Source organism: Winogradskyella vidalii (assembly GCF_013403955.1).
Classification (GTDB): domain Bacteria; phylum Bacteroidota; class Bacteroidia; order Flavobacteriales; family Flavobacteriaceae; genus Winogradskyella; species Winogradskyella vidalii.
The window spans coordinates 1,519,540-1,534,879 of record NZ_JABFDG010000001.1 but is presented as its reverse complement, the minus strand read 5'-3'; the positions used below and the strand labels follow the sequence as shown (position 1 = coordinate 1,534,879).

At 33.5% G+C, this 15,340-nt stretch carries 14 protein-coding genes; 6 read left to right on the top strand and 8 right to left on the bottom strand.

The genetic code is table 11. The features are described from left to right. The first annotated feature begins 2 nt into the window (after positions 1–2). The 4 genes from HM982_RS06565 (at position 3) to HM982_RS06550 (ending at position 2,967) form a co-directional block, all read left to right on the top strand. Positions 3–767 (top strand): thioredoxin family protein, encoded by a 765-nt coding sequence (locus HM982_RS06565; protein WP_179352293.1) that lies wholly within the window; start codon positions 3–5, stop codon positions 765–767. Between the two features lie 174 nt (positions 768–941). Beyond that, positions 942–1,805 carry a helix-turn-helix domain-containing protein gene (locus HM982_RS06560; protein ID WP_179352292.1) on the top strand — a complete coding sequence of 288 codons (864 nt, stop codon included), beginning with the start codon at positions 942–944 and terminating at the stop codon, positions 1,803–1,805. Between the two features lie 87 nt (positions 1,806–1,892). Beyond that, positions 1,893–2,093 (top strand): hypothetical protein, encoded by a 201-nt coding sequence (locus HM982_RS06555; protein ID WP_179338400.1) that lies wholly within the window; start codon positions 1,893–1,895, stop codon positions 2,091–2,093. Between the two features lie 13 nt (positions 2,094–2,106). Next, complete coding sequence (locus HM982_RS06550; RefSeq protein WP_179352291.1) at positions 2,107–2,967, top strand: SDR family oxidoreductase; 861 nt, start codon at positions 2,107–2,109, stop codon at positions 2,965–2,967. Positions 2,968–3,069: 102 nt separating this feature from the next. Here the strand turns inward: HM982_RS06550 and guaB are convergent, their stop codons facing one another. From guaB to HM982_RS06520, 6 genes are all read right to left on the bottom strand, one after another. After that, positions 3,070–4,542 (bottom strand): IMP dehydrogenase, encoded by a 1,473-nt coding sequence (guaB, locus tag HM982_RS06545; RefSeq protein WP_179352290.1) that lies wholly within the window; start codon positions 4,540–4,542, stop codon positions 3,070–3,072. A gap of 130 nt (positions 4,543–4,672) precedes the next feature. Next, positions 4,673–5,026: a DUF6686 family protein gene (locus HM982_RS06540; RefSeq protein ID WP_179352289.1), complete on the bottom strand. Its 354-nt coding sequence runs from the start codon at positions 5,024–5,026 to the stop codon at positions 4,673–4,675. 12 nt (positions 5,027–5,038) lie between these two features. Further along, positions 5,039–7,237 (bottom strand): PepSY domain-containing protein, encoded by a 2,199-nt coding sequence (locus HM982_RS06535; protein WP_179352288.1) that lies wholly within the window; start codon positions 7,235–7,237, stop codon positions 5,039–5,041. A gap of 9 nt (positions 7,238–7,246) precedes the next feature. Next, complete coding sequence (locus tag HM982_RS06530; protein WP_179352287.1) at positions 7,247–7,735, bottom strand: DUF2271 domain-containing protein; 489 nt, start codon at positions 7,733–7,735, stop codon at positions 7,247–7,249. A gap of 8 nt (positions 7,736–7,743) precedes the next feature. Continuing rightward, on the bottom strand, positions 7,744–9,225 hold the full coding sequence (locus tag HM982_RS06525) for an ankyrin repeat domain-containing protein (RefSeq protein WP_179352286.1): 1,482 nt from the start codon (positions 9,223–9,225) through the stop codon (positions 7,744–7,746). Between the two features lie 22 nt (positions 9,226–9,247). After that, entirely contained in the window at positions 9,248–10,150 is a 903-nt protein-coding gene (locus HM982_RS06520) for a DUF6607 family protein (protein ID WP_179352285.1), read from the bottom strand. Positions 10,151–10,251: 101 nt separating this feature from the next. Between HM982_RS06520 and HM982_RS06515 the strand changes: the two genes are divergently transcribed. Together HM982_RS06515 and HM982_RS06510 are read left to right on the top strand one after the other, a co-directional pair. Continuing rightward, the gene (locus HM982_RS06515; RefSeq protein WP_179352284.1) at positions 10,252–12,408 is read left to right on the top strand and encodes a TonB-dependent receptor plug domain-containing protein; all 2,157 of its coding nucleotides are present in this window, start codon (positions 10,252–10,254) and stop codon (positions 12,406–12,408) included. Positions 12,409–12,413: 5 nt separating this feature from the next. Next, the gene (locus HM982_RS06510; protein ID WP_179352283.1) at positions 12,414–13,595 is read left to right on the top strand and encodes an HmuY family protein; all 1,182 of its coding nucleotides are present in this window, start codon (positions 12,414–12,416) and stop codon (positions 13,593–13,595) included. Here the strand turns inward: HM982_RS06510 and HM982_RS06505 are convergent, their stop codons facing one another. Beyond that, positions 13,596–14,459: a hydroxymethylglutaryl-CoA lyase gene (locus HM982_RS06505; protein ID WP_179352282.1), complete on the bottom strand. Its 864-nt coding sequence runs from the start codon at positions 14,457–14,459 to the stop codon at positions 13,596–13,598. 131 nt (positions 14,460–14,590) lie between these two features. Further along, complete coding sequence (locus HM982_RS06500) at positions 14,591–15,337, bottom strand: hypothetical protein (protein WP_179352281.1); 747 nt, start codon at positions 15,335–15,337, stop codon at positions 14,591–14,593. Positions 15,338–15,340 lie beyond the last annotated feature (3 nt).

The following is a 15,340-nucleotide window of genomic DNA, read 5'->3' as shown; positions in this document are numbered from 1 at the left end:
CCATGAAAAAAATCAGTGTCCTATTAGCCATTATTGGCTTATCTGCAAGTGTGCTAGTCTCTTGTAAAAACGAATCTAAAACTTCAGGAGAACCTACTGCTGAAAACCAAGAGCATAAAGGAGAGCGTCCTCCTCATGATGGAGATAGAAAAGGACCACCACCACATGGAGGTGAACGCAAAGGGCCACCAAGAGGAGGTCTACCAGAACAAACCAAAACATTGGAAGAAATCGGTGGTTACGCGATTGGTGATGTTGCAACTGATTTTAATTTAAAAAATGTTGATGGTTCTATGGTTTCTCTAGACAGTTTTGAAAATGCAAAGGGTTATATCGTAACGTTCACGTGTAATGAGTGTCCGTTTTCAGTATTGTATGAAGACCGTTTAATTGCATTAAATAATGAATATGCACCAAAAGGCTATCCTGTTATCGCCATTAATCCGAACAGTCCAGCGAATGAAAAAGAAGGCTATGAAGCCATGCAAAAACGTTCAGAAGACAAAGGATTTACATTTCCGTATTTAGTTGATGAAGGACAAAAAATATATCCACAATATGGTGCCGTAAGAACACCACATGTCTTTTTATTGGATGCTGAGCGTAAAGTACAGTACATTGGTACTATTGATGATAATTCAAAATCACCAGAGGATGTCAAAGTAAACTACGTTAAAGACGCTATTGAGGCTTTAGAAAAAGGTGAGAAACCAAGCCCTAATTTCACAAAAGCGATAGGCTGTCCTGTAAAAGCGAGTAAGGCATAAAGTTCTATAATAACAGTTACAAAAAAACAGCATCATATTGATGCTGTTTTTGTTTTTCTACTAGTTTTAAATGTATCCTTAGATTAAGACTAAAAAGAAAATTAACTCATTTCAATTCTCAATGCTTTCAATAGTAATTGTTATTTTTATTCAAAACCTAAAATTAATTCATCATTGAATCATATCCCTAACATATCTTTTAAAAGTAGCGATGGATTTAATGACATTGAATGCATTCAATTATCGGAATTATTCACACGAATTGAAAACGATCCAAATCACAATCCACATTTGCCTCACCGCATTTCATTTTTTGCCTTATTAATTGTAACTGAAGGACACGGTGAACATCAAGTTGATTTAAAGACTTATAAAATTCAGAAAGACTCTATACTTAAAATTGCAAAAGGTCAGGTTCACGCTTTTCAAAATCATCCGCAATACAAGGGTTATCTCGTGTTATTTACAGAGGATTTTGTTTTAAAATATTTCTCGAAATCTTCTATCGAGTATATATCGCATTTGTACAACTATCATATTTCAGATCCTTTAGTTGAAAACAGCGCGTTAAACGCTTTTTTTTTAGAACGAATAACAGAAGAGATTCAAAGTACAAATACCTATGTACAGCATGAAATTATAGCAAAAATATTAGAACTATTTTTATTAAAATTGGAACGTGAAGCTTATAAAACACCACTTGAAACGTTCAATAAAAAATACCAAAGTCTTTTTATTAATTTTAAAAATTTAGTAGAGAAAAATTATACAAACACGCGGAATGTCAAAGATTACGCGAAGCTATTAAACATTTCTACGAAGCATCTTAACACCATAGTTAGAGCAACCACATTAAATACAGCGAAGCATTTTATTGATAACTACGTCATCTTAGAAATTAAGCGTGACATCTTTAGTAGCACTTTAAGTCTTAAAGAAGTCGCTTATGAAAATGGATTCGATGAAGTTACTAATTTTACCAAGTTTTTTAAAAAACATACAGGTCTCTCTCCCAAGGCATTTAAATCTACACTTTAGATTTAGGTTTCACATTTACCATTTTTAACAGATAATTTACCTTTTGCAACTTTAGTCCTATTCAGAACTTTGTAATAAATAAATATTATGAGCGACATTGCAAAATGCCCTACTTGTGGCAGTTATTCTAAAATAAAAGAAAAAGAAGGAGAAACCACCTATCAAGCAGTACAAGATGAAGAGGCTTTAAAAAAAGTTGGCCAAATGAAGAAAGCGCTTGAAAAGTTTAAAACAAAAGCAGAACAACTTGAAAAAGAGTTAGAGGCTTTAAAATCTAAACATTCATAAACTATTATATATTATGAAAATTGCAGTAACATCAGCAAGCGGACATTTAGGAACCGCCATTGTAAAAGCACTTTTAAAAGCTACTGAACAAGGAAATGTCATTGCTATCGCAAGAACTCCTGAAAACGCGACACATTTAGGTGTTGAAGTCAGAAAGGGAGATTACAATAGTCGTGAAGATTTCATTGCCGCTTTAAAAGGCATTGACACTGTGCTGTTAGTGTCTGGTATGGACGATCCACAAAAAAGAATAAAACAACATCGCAATGTTATTGAAGCCGCTAAACAAAATGGAGTCAAAAAAATAGTCTATACGAGTATTGTTGGCGCTGAAGAAAACAATGCTTTTAGTCCAGTTGTGCAAAGCAATCGCCAGACGGAAGAAGACATTCGTAATTCCGGTTTAAATTGGGTTATTGGTAGAAACGGTATTTATATTGAACCCGATTTAGACTATTTAGATACCTATATAAAAGACGGTGAGATAAGAAATTCTGCAGACCAAGGAAAGTGCACATATACAAGTCGTGAAGAATTGAGTTATGCCTACGTTAAAATGCTATTAGAAGACAAACACAATGGTAACACCTATAATTTAGTAGGTGAAGCAATCTCGCAAAAGGAACTCGCTAATTTTATTAATCAGGTTTTCGGCACAAAATTAGTTTATAATACGTTTTCTGTAGAAGCTTATAAAAAAGACAGAATTGCTGAACTTGGTGAGTTTCTAGGTACTATCATCGCCGGAATTTACGAAGGCATAAAAAATGGGGCCAATGATGTGCCTTCTGATTATGAAAAAGCAGCAGGTAGAGCACATAAGCCGGCCTTGCAAATGATAGAACAATACCATCAAAATCACCTTCAAAACTAATCTCAATTCCCGCTAAATAATTATTAACAACAAAAAACAGCAGCTTTTTCAAGCTGCTGTTTTAAATTTTATATTAAGATTCTTGCTTTCGCAGGAATTTCATTATCTCGAATAATTAGGCGCTTCCTTAGTAATCGTCACATCATGAGGGTGACTTTCATTGATACCAGAACTTGTAATTTTTACAAAACGACCATTTTCTTTTAAAGTTTCAATGTCTTTTGCGCCACAATAGCCCATTCCGGCTCTAAGTCCGCCGATAAACTGATGAATACTTTCTACCAATTCACCTTTGTAAGGTACACGGCCTACAATACCTTCAGGAACTAATTTTTTAATATCATCTTCAACATCTTGAAAATAACGATCTTTACTTCCTTGCTTCATAGCCTCTACTGAGCCCATGCCACGGTAAGATTTAAATTTTCTTCCTTCGTAGATAATGGTTTCTCCTGGACTTTCTTTTGTTCCGGCTAAAAGTGAGCCTAACATCACGGTATCTGCACCTGCTGCAATCGCCTTAGGAATATCGCCTGTATAGCGAATACCACCATCTGCAATCACCGGCACTCCTGTTCCTTTAATTGCTGCAGAAACTTCTAATACTGCAGAGAACTGAGGAAAGCCAACACCTGCTACGACTCTAGTTGTACAGATTGAACCCGGACCGATTCCTACTTTTACAGCATCGGCTCCAGCTTCAACTAAATACTTTGCTGCAGCACCTGTCGCAATGTTTCCGACAATCACTTCAAGTTTAGGAAACTTACTTTTAATTTCTTTTAAAACGGCAACCACACCTTTAGTATGGCCATGAGCTGTATCAATAATTACGGCATCAACACCTGCGTTCACTAAGGCTTCAGCGCGTTCAACCGCATCTCCTGTAACACCTATTGCAGCCGCTACACGTAATCTTCCATAAGAGTCTTTATTGGCATTTGGCTTTTGAGTGACTTTAGTAATATCTCTAAAGGTAATAAGGCCCTTTAGTTTAAAGTCCTCATCAACGATAAGTAATTTTTCAATTTTATGTTGTTGTAGAATTTGTTCAGCATCTTTTAAAGAAGTTCCAACAGCAGCAGTTACCAAATTTTCTTTGGTCATTACTTCTACTATCGGTTTATCACTTTCGTGCTCAAAACGCAAATCTCTATTGGTTACAATACCTTTTAAGGTACCGCTATCATCTACAATTGGAATACCACCAATACTATGTTCTGCCATATTTGAGTTGGCATCAAAAACTGTAGCATCTAGGGGCAAAGTTACAGGGTCTATTATCATACCACTTTCGGCACGTTTTACACGACGAACCTTATCCGCTTGCTGTGCAATGGTCATATTTTTGTGCAATACACCAATACCACCTTCTTGCGCCATGGCAATTGCCATTTTGCTTTCCGTAACCGTATCCATTGCTGCAGAAATAACAGGAATGTTAATGGAAATATTTCGTGTAAATTTTGTTTGAATACTGACTTCGCGAGGAAGAACTTCTGAAAATGCTGGAACTAAAAGTACGTCGTCATAAGTGAGACCTTCTCCAACTATTTTGCTTTCGTGTGCTTTCATTGCAATTAATGATTTAATTGCGCACAAAGTTAAACATTATATATCAACTTGGAAGCCTAATATGAGGTTTTAAATATTATTTTTTATTTCCTCAATAATTTGCTTAGAAATTGGTTTTTTATACCACTATTTAGTTGAGAAATATCTTATAATCTATATCCTTGAGTGAAATATAGTTTTGATAAACACAGCCTCTCTTACAGAATAATAATCTTAATTGTAAAATTTCTTCACGATTAAACATCAACACTAAATTTTCTTGAACAGACGGAATTGGAATTTTACGTTTTACGCTAGCATTAGCATACAAGTCTTCCCAATAGTCTTCTTCTATTGTCATTAAATAGTTTTTAAAATGATGGTATTGTTCGTGGGTGAATTCAAAATAAATGTTATTAAACTCTAAATGATAAATTCCGCAACATTCGCATACAGATAATTCGCCATTACTAACTTTTGATAAAATTTTTATTCGTTTGCACATGGGCTTTTGTTTTTAATAACAATCCATCCTTATTTGCGCGTTACTTTCAAACGTGCTCAATGGTTTGTTGAGTTTTGCTGTTGTGACACTATTTAAGACTTCTAAAACACGATTTTGCATCGCTATAGATCCACAAATCATCACAACACCATTAGTATTTAATACTTGTGATAATAAATCTTGATGTTTTAAGAGTAAATCTTGAACATAGAATTTTTCTTCTTGTTCTTGTGAATACGCGACATGAAAACTTGATAGGGTATCTTTAGAAAACGCTGTATCAATACTATTTTTATAAATATCTAATGAGGCCTGTGTTCTTCCGCCCCAAAATAGATGTGTTTTTGTTTGATTTTGGTTGTCGTTAATCATGCCTAAAAAAGGTGCTATTCCTGTACCATTGGCAATCATTATTACCGCTTTTGCATCCGTAGGAAAATGAAATTCATAATTTCGTTTTACTTTCGCTTTAACCACATCGTTTAATTTTAGTTGGTTAAAGTAATTTGAACAAACTCCTAATTCATGCTTTTTAATACTTAAAAGAATGTCATTTTCTATTTTTCCTATAGAATATTGACGTTCTATAAAATCTTGATCCGGAAATAACGACAGTAAATCCCCAGATGTAAATTTGGTCTTTTTTTGAGGTCGTAGTTGCACTAAAAACGTATGGTCAATATTCAAAGCTGTTTTTTGCACCACTTTAAATTCCTTTAAGCTTTTGGTTTTAATTTGAGGTTTTTTAAATTGAATTTTTAAATCTTGATTACTGCTTTTATTCCATTGTTGAATCCATGTTTTGAAAGCTTCAAAAGACTGATTATTGATTTTAAAAAGCGGTAAATGCACTTCGAAATTAGGCTGCTTTTGAAACATTTGGTCTACTTCAATTGCATATTTACAGTAATCAGGATACATCAGCGAACCAAAGCCTATAACCGCATATGAAATGGTTTGCTTTTGATTAACTTCCGCAAATAACTTATTAAAGTTTGAAGCACTAATAGGCGCTTCACCTTCACCATATGTTGCCGCGAAAACAATGATATGTTTTGCTTTGTTATAGGTTGAATACTCGTTTAAAGAAGCTGCATAAGCAGAATGTCCTGCTGCTAATAATGCATCATAAAATAACTTAGCGGTATTGAAGGTGTTTCCTGTTTCCGATCCAACTAATATGATATATTCAGCAGTATCTTTTTTAAATTTATTTTTAATTTTTGAAGTGTCTTTTCGTCGTTTTATAGTCATGGCGAAGCCCGAATACATAAAAAACAAAATCGCTAAACTTGCTAACAACAAAACAACCGACCAGATTATGGTGCCTTCACCTGTGTGTAAAATAATACTCCAATCTGTGAGTATAGTTACTAACGACGAATTCTGTTGGCTAACAACGTCACCCGTAAACTGATTAACTAATAACTCTTTGTCATTTAATTGAACAATGAAATAATCTTCAATATCATCTGAAAAAGGAAATTCAACCTGTTTTACTGTTTCAAGTTTTAAATCTTGAAATATTTTTAGATCTTTTAATGCTAATTTATTTTCCGGTTCAACTTGTTCTAGATATTGGTGTGACGTTTTAGTAATTGGTAATAACTCAAAGCGTTCTAAAGATAAAAACACTCCTGTTATGGTAATTATAAGAATAGGAATTAGCGCGTATCTACCAATGACCACATGGTAATATTGATTAAAATTTTCCTTAACTACTTTTGAGAAAAAGCGTTTAAAACCACCTTGACGCTTCAAGATTAATTTAATTCCAGTTATAGTAATTAAAATCAATAAAAAGGACACAACACCAATTAAAATTCGACCTGTGGTTTTTAAAAACAGTGAGCGATGTAAGTTGGTCGCAAATTCAAAAAGTGGTGCTTTTTTAATGAGGTCACCTAATTTCTCTCCTGTGACAGGATTGATATAAAACGTATCACTATCCCCTTCTTTTGTAATTACTGAGGCACTAACAAAACCATTTTTATCGACCTCTAGGGTAAATACCTCATCATACTCTTGTTGCAACACACTTAAAGTTTCCGCAAGGGAACGCTCATGGGCTCCAGAAATGGCATAAGGTTGCAATTGATTTGAAATAGGTTCAAATGCCAAAATAGCACCAGTTACTGATGCTATTAAAACAAATAGAGATGTTAATATTGCGAGTATTAAATGGCTATACCTCCAGATAGAAATGGTCATATTAACACTTTATTTTTGAGGCATCATTCGGATGTAACGAATAAAACCGTTACCTTCTACTTTAGACTTTACGTTGGCAGAAGTTAACTCTATTTCTACATCTTTTTCGTAATACTCTTGATCTTCAACAGCCGATTCAAAACGAAGCTTATACCCTTTATCTAGTTTATCGTCATCAATTTCAATGACATTAATTGTACGTTCGCCTCCACTAACGGTTGCACCTGTTATAGCATCGATATCTGGACGTCTTTTACCGTAAAAGTCCCACCAAGATTCAATGGTGTTATACCATTCTTCATCATCGCCAATAACGTTTAAGGTTTCTTCATACTCCCCTTCAGGATTCATTAATGAAATGACGATATAAGCGCCTTCACCTGTATAATTCGTCATCTGAATCATACACTTATATTTTGAACTTTCTGCTACTGTAGTAAAAGACATTAACCCTAAAAACATAAGGCTTGCAATACTTAATAATTTAATAGTTTTCATCGGTAATTTTACTTTAAAAATTCTACTGAAATGTTATTCGCTTTTAGCAATTCATTTTCTTTTGCTAAATCGTAAGCCGTTTCTTCAAAATCAGTTTTAGCGTCCTTTTCAGCACCATTTTTAATAAGATATTTTAATAATGCATCATCTTTAGATGTCATTGCCGCGATATGTAAAGCGGTATTACCTTCATTATTTTTAGCGTTGATATCTTGTTTAAACTTAGTACTGTAGGTTAATAAATCTAAACTGTTTTTTTCAACGGCCAAATGAAACCAAGTGTTACCATCATTTTTAAGTTCTTCTAACTTTATACCGTGATTTTGAAGTAATGCCATTTTTTGTTTAAAATTAGATTCGTTACGTTTTGAATACGAATCCACTAAATAATAAACCAAGTTATTGCCATCAGCATCGCTAAGCGTTGTGTTTGCTTTATGATCCAATAAAAATTCTACAACCCCAACTTTGTTATTTGCTGTAGCTAGCATTAAAGCCGATTGTCCTTTTTTGTTAATCGTATTTATATCTTTTAATTTTTTAGATAAAAATTCTACAAGCTTTAAATCGTTACTAGAAGCAGCATTCATAAATGCTGTATTTCCATGTTTATCTTTTTGGTTCACATCGAGTCCATTTTCTAATAAAAAATTAAATACAGCTCTGTTTTTACCTCTGCCAGCTAGAATATGTAAAGGGGTTTCTCCTTGGTTATTCGTGATATTTGGATTAAACCCTTGGTCTTTTAGGTATTGGTATACTTTAAGGTCTGTTGGTTGTCTTCTCATACCATTTGCAGCAAAAATGAAAGCTTGATCAGTACCTTTAACACCCATTTCTGAAATTTTATCTAAAGCGACTGTATTACCAGATTTAGCGATATAATTATAAATTCCATTACCATCTTTATCAACAGAATTTATATCTAAACCTTTCGATATAAAATACTTTATTAGTTTAAAGTCTTTATCAGATGGTGCAGCTACCAATAATGCGTTTGCACCTTTTGGTGTTAGGTCCGTTTTTAAATCGATACCTTGAGCCATAATAAGATCATAAACTTTGGTATTATCTTCTCCTGCAGCAGCAGCAAAATTAATTATAGAACTACCCTTGTCGTCTTTTACGTCCGTTTTTGCACCGTTTTTAATAAGGTATTTCATTAATTCAACATTACCTCTATAGGCAGCCCAAAAAATGTATGTTCTACCATCATGCGTTAGTTTATTTACATCATTTCCTTCTTGAGATATAAGAAATGTTATGGTTTCTAGAGGCGCATTTTGTATAATAGAATAAGTAACACCATCAAAATTAGAACCATTTGCCTCTGCAGGGTCATTGCCTTCTTCTATTTTTGATTTAACCTCTGCTACGGTTGGCTTATTACCCCAATAATCACGATTTAGAAAAATATTTTCGCTTTGGGCAAAAAATGGTAAAGTGAAAGTTACCAAAAGAAATACTGTAATTGACTTTATTAATTTCATATATATTGGTTTAGTTTTAAACTTATTTTACAAAAGATGTTATAATACGTTCTATTTGTTCTTCAGAATTAATAGCATCATCAAATAAATACTTATACAAGAGTTTATTATCTACTTTATTTTTAAGCGTTAAATCTTGGTCACTCTTATAAACATTATCCCATTTAGCTCTAACTAAACGCCACTTGTCTTCATGTTCTTTCCACCAATCTTGTGCAGATTGACATCTACTATCGTCTACTCTTTTATAGGTATTGTAACCTTTTTCTTTAGCTAAAATTACATCTGGTTCTCCAGCTTCACGAATAACTTTGGCATTATCTTGATTATGAACCCAACCAAAATCTGTAATTTCTTGACGGTTACCTCTTAATGTAATATTGTAATCGTTTCGTTTGGTATATTCTCGTCTTGGTAACGGTGCTGTTGTTGTATTCTCCCAGTAATTCTTTCCATCGACATGAACCCATGAGCCAGAACCTTCATAACGTGGGCTATCATCTACTTGAAATACTTTTTGTGTCCACTGTCCCTCTACTTCGTCTTTAGATTTTTTTGTAAAGGTCCAATTATTATCACCATTGTACATATAAAAATCTTGATTTTCAAACAACCAATCTTGTCGCCAATGTTTAATAATCATAGGGGCATCTGGACGACCTACTTGCAATAAATGCTGAATAGAAATTTTATCATCCTCGTCTTCTACTAATTGTGCCCATTCTAAACCTCTATCAACCTTTGTTTCAGAAGGTCTGTAAAGGGAATCGTTACTATAATTAAAAGTTTCAGTAAAATTAAAAGTGACTTCAAAGCAACCACACATATCTTTAATAGATTCTTGGTCTTGTGTCTTCTTTTTTTGCGCATGAGCAGAAAAACTAAAGAACAACATAATTACTAAAACCTGTACTGTATTTCTCATTGATAATTTTTATAAATGTGTTTAAAAAAAATATTAAAAAAAGGCTCCTTATTTAGAATGAATTAAAATAAGATTCTATATTTGCCACAAATCTATCAAGAATGAGTCTAAATAAAAATAAAATCTCGATTTATTTTTCAATTATTTTCTTTTCATGGTCATTTGCTCAACAAAAGCGAACAGTAAGTGACACAACAGAAGTAAATCCATTAGATGAAGTTGTTGTTAAAGGCGAAAGTAATGTGATGTCTTTGAGCAAAAAGTTATTTACTGTAGGTACAATTAACAGGAAAGACATAGACAATTTAGGAGGAAACAACTTAGCAGACATATTATACAACAACTTAAATATAAGTGTGAATCCGGATGCTTCTACAGGACGCTCAACTGTTAGCCTATTTGGTTTGGATGGGCAATATGTAAAAATTTTAGTCGATGGAATTCCTGTAATTAGTGATAATGGTGTAGGAAACAATATAGATATCTCTCAAATTAATATTGATGATGTAGAACGTGTTGAAATTGTTGAAGGTTCAATGGGCGTATTATATGGTGATAATGCTGTAGCAGGAGTCATTAATATAATTACAAAAAGAGGTCTAAAAAATGAAGGATGGGAGCTTCAGTTATCACTTCAGGAAGAAACTGTGGGGAATGAATTTGAATTTTTTGATAAAGGAAGACACATTCAAAATTTTAGAGCGACAAATCAAGTCAATGAAAAATTATCCTATGCTTTTGGGGTCTCTCGAAATGATTTTGCTGGCTATTATAACGATTATAAAGGTAAAAACTATGTCAATGTTCAAGATAATATAGTCGTTAATGATAGTTTGCGTGGTACTGAATGGAACCCTAAAGAACAAATTACAGCCTCTGCTAATGTTAATTTAGATTTAGGCAAACACAATATCTTTTATAAGTTACAATATTTTAATGAAGATTTAGATATCTATAATCACACTGTAAATGGTAGATATCAAAACGGAAGCTTAAACCCGACAGCATTAGATGAAAATTACAAAACGGATAGATGGGTTAACAACATCAATGTTTCAGGTCCACTAAAAGGTGCAACACAGTATAATTTTTCATTATCGTATCAAAATCAAAAACGTAACTATAAAGAATTTATATACAATATTATAGAGCAGCAAACGCAATCTGTAGAAATTGATGCATTAAGCCAATCGAGTGACGTTTGGTATTCTAAAGCTTTTGTAAACAGTATTCTACCAAAATCTCGTTTATTTGATTTGCAATTAGGTTATGAGTTTACAAATCAATCTGGTTTTGACGCCAATGCTACTGGAGCTTATTCTAACGAGGTCGTAACCAACACAATCACCAATTATGAATTATTTGGTATTACTGAGTTTCAACCGACAAAAAAGCTATCCATAAATCCAGGCGCAAGATTTACGCATAGCACGCAATTTGATAATCATTTAATATGGTCTTTATCTTCTAATTATAATTTTTCAGAAAAGCTTAAACTAAAAGCTGTGATTGGCTCAGCGTATAGAGCGCCTAATTTTGAAGAACTTTTCTATTATTTTGTAGATGCTAATCATAATGTACAAGGCAATCCAGACTTACAACCAGAAGACGGTATTTCTCTTTTTGTAAATCTGAAAGATAACTTTAAAATAGCCAAAGAAGGTTATCTAAATACTAGCTTCAACTTTTTTCATATCTATTTAAAAGATGCCATTACGAGTATTACAACAGAAGACGATGATGGAAGAACACTTTTTACACAAGACAACATAGATTATAGTGCCAGGCTAGGGTTTACCTTAGACAATAGCTTTATATACAAGAACTGGAATATTGGTTTAGGAGCAACATATCTCGGTGTTAAAAATGACATCTCAGAATCTAACACTAACAATGATGCTTATTTATGGAGTTTAAATTTACAATCTTCATTGGCTTATAAAATCCCAAAATGGAATACTACAGTTTCTAGCCAACTAAAATACACAGGGGAAACCGAAGGTATATTTAGTAACGATGATGGCGAAACATTCATTGGTTTAACAGAAGCATTCACCTGGTTAAATGCCTCAATCCGAACAAAGCTTACTTCTAAACTTAATGCCACACTTGGCGTACGAAATATTTTAGATGTTGTAAATATTAACTCTGTAGCTTCTGCCGGAAGCCATACGAGCACAACATCTACATCAAGACTTATCGGTAATGGCCGATCTTATTTTTTAAAACTTTCATATAATTTAAATTTTAAACACTAACAATTATGATAAACAAATTTTTTACACTAATCTTATTTATAAGTGCCGCACTTGTTACAAGTTGTAGCAGCGATGACAGTCCTTCCATTACGATTACACCTCCAACTTCAGGTGGAATTATAGACCCTGATGTGGGTGGGTTTAACCAGGCTAATCGTGTCTATGTAGATTTAAGTACCGGAGAACAATTATCTTCTCGAAGAGATTCTTGGGAAATTGCGGTATATAACGGTTCTGAAAATAGAATTTACCTTAATAACGCGCTACTAGTTTCTGCTGCAGAGCTAGAAGGTATTAATGATATCACTTCTGTTACAGAAGCAACAAGTTTAACCTCACCTTTAACTTTAAATGCACTAGACCAAAGTTTTACTCCAACTACTGTAACAGTTAACACCGTTGCAGAATTAATGGAAGGTTTACCTGTTGGTTATTACCAATATGGCAACTTAGATGCTGGTATTTCTTTTACAGATAGTAAAGAAGGTGAATTAACGGGGACTGCTTTTGAAGAAATCTCTACTACAGACAGTGACAATAATGTATACATTGTAAATCTAGGTAACGAAATCCCTACAGCCAATAATGGCACAATAAATACCACTGGAGACCCAAGAGGGTTTATGAAAGTAAGAGTATTAACAGACGGTAATAGTTATACTATTCAATATGCGTCACTAACTAATACTTCAGATTTTTCTGAAATTACAGTATCAAAAAACAATAGTTACAACCTTACAGCTGTGAGTTTAACCGATGGACAAGTGGTTAGTGTAGAACCAGAATCTTCTAATTGGGATATTGATTTTGGAGGTGTATTTTCGTATTATGGTTTACAAGGCACAATAGCTGCAGGCTTAACCTATTCTGATTTCACCTTACATAACACACTTGGTGGTGTCGTTTTATACCAAGTAACTGTAGAAGATGAATCTACTCCAAGTTATACTGATTTTACATCTGCCGATATTAACGAAGCTAATTTTGAATATAATAACCGTGCTGTAATTGGTAGCGGTTGGAGAAGTGTAGACTATATGACAGGAGAAACTTCGGTAAGAGAAGACACCTATTATGTCGTTAAAGACACCGATAATAATTATTATAAGTTACGATTTACGGCTGTTGAAAGCGAAACAGGAGAACGCGGTTATCCGCAATTTCAATACGAGTTATTAGTCGATTAATTAATGATAAACTGAAAATATCTTAGTTGCTTCATTGTGGGCACTTTCAAAGCTCATGGCATTTAAGTCATGGGCTTTTTTTTGTGTAAAATAAGACAGCATTTTTTCGGTAGGCATATTACCGGTTAAATCGTCTTTAGCCATTGGGCAGCCACCAAAACCTTGAATAGCTCCATCAAAACGACAGCAGCCTGCCCTATAAGCAGCGTCAACTTTTTCAAACCAAGTGGTTGGTGTGGTATGGAGATGGGCACCAAATTCGATATTGGCGTACGCAGGAATTAAATTTGAAAACAAATAATCAATAGTTTCTGGGTCAGAACTTCCAACTGTGTCGCTTAACGATAAAATTCTTACGCCCATTTTAGATAAACGCTCTGTCCACTCCCCTACGATATCTACATTCCAAGGATCACCATAGGGATTACCAAAGCCCATAGAAATATAGACCACCACTTCTTTATTGTTTTTATCAGCAATTTCTAATATTTCAGACAATGTAACAACAGATTGTGCAATGGTTTTATGTGTATTACGCATCTGAAAGTTTTCTGATATCGAAAACGGAAAGCCTAAATAATCAATTTCAGAATGTACCGAAGCATCGTTTGCCCCACGTGTATTAGCTATAATAGCTAAAAGTTTACTTTCAGTTTTACTTAAATCGAGCTGTGCTAAAACTTCGGCGGTATCTACCATTTGCGGAATTGCTTTTGGTGATACAAAACTTCCAAAATCAATGGTGTCGAAACCAACACGGAGTAAGGATTGAATATACTGTACTTTCTTTTCTGTAGGTATAAAATCCTTAATGCCTTGCATAGCATCTCTTGGACATTCTATTATTTTAACAGGCTTATTCATTGGCTCAAATATACATTAATTGAAATTGAAATTGAACTCGAAATTAAATTTGAAGTTTAAAATTTTGGACCTTTCATGTGATATATACAGCACCTATGATTACTAATAATACATAGCATTAATATCTTATTTCAATTGAATAATGCTGGTCCCAAAAAACCAAACCAAGTTGCGAAGCCTACGATGCCACCAACAAAACCCGCTATTATAAATGAAAAGCGATATTTTAAAGGAATGATTTTAAAAATCACATAGCATGAAATTAGCATTCCTAAAATAAAACTTAATATGGGGATTACCCATTCATTACAACCTAAACCTGTAGAAATTCCAAATTCATCACTATTGAAATTGGCTTCGGGATTGCTTATTAAAACAAAAAGTGCATCGATAAAATTGAAGACTTCTCGTAGCGCAAATAGACTCATAAAAACAGCGAACCAATCTATAATTTTAAATTGGTGTTTTCTTTTTTTTCGCCTAAAAAATAAGATTAGTAATCCTATAAAACTGGTAAGCATGGTCTGAGCAGGACCTCCTACTCCAATCCAAAAACTATGTGTCTCATTTTGTGGGTATTTGTGCCTTAATTTGTTGCTTTTAGCTTCAGCTTTTTGTTTTAAATCATTAGGCCAATTCTCATAATTCTCAGGCTTATAATCTTGAATAAGTGTATTAATCTCCTCTACTTCAACATCATTAAGATAGCCTTCAGGAAAATAATTCATACTTCCATAACTTAACGTGGTATCATAACCAAAATACTTAGCGACTACAATATGTCCATACTCATGAGAAAGTGTTCCTATAACCGTAAATAGAATGAATGTTAAACCTATAATTATGGAAAACTTAGGTAGAAAATTAAATCTTAGCATTTA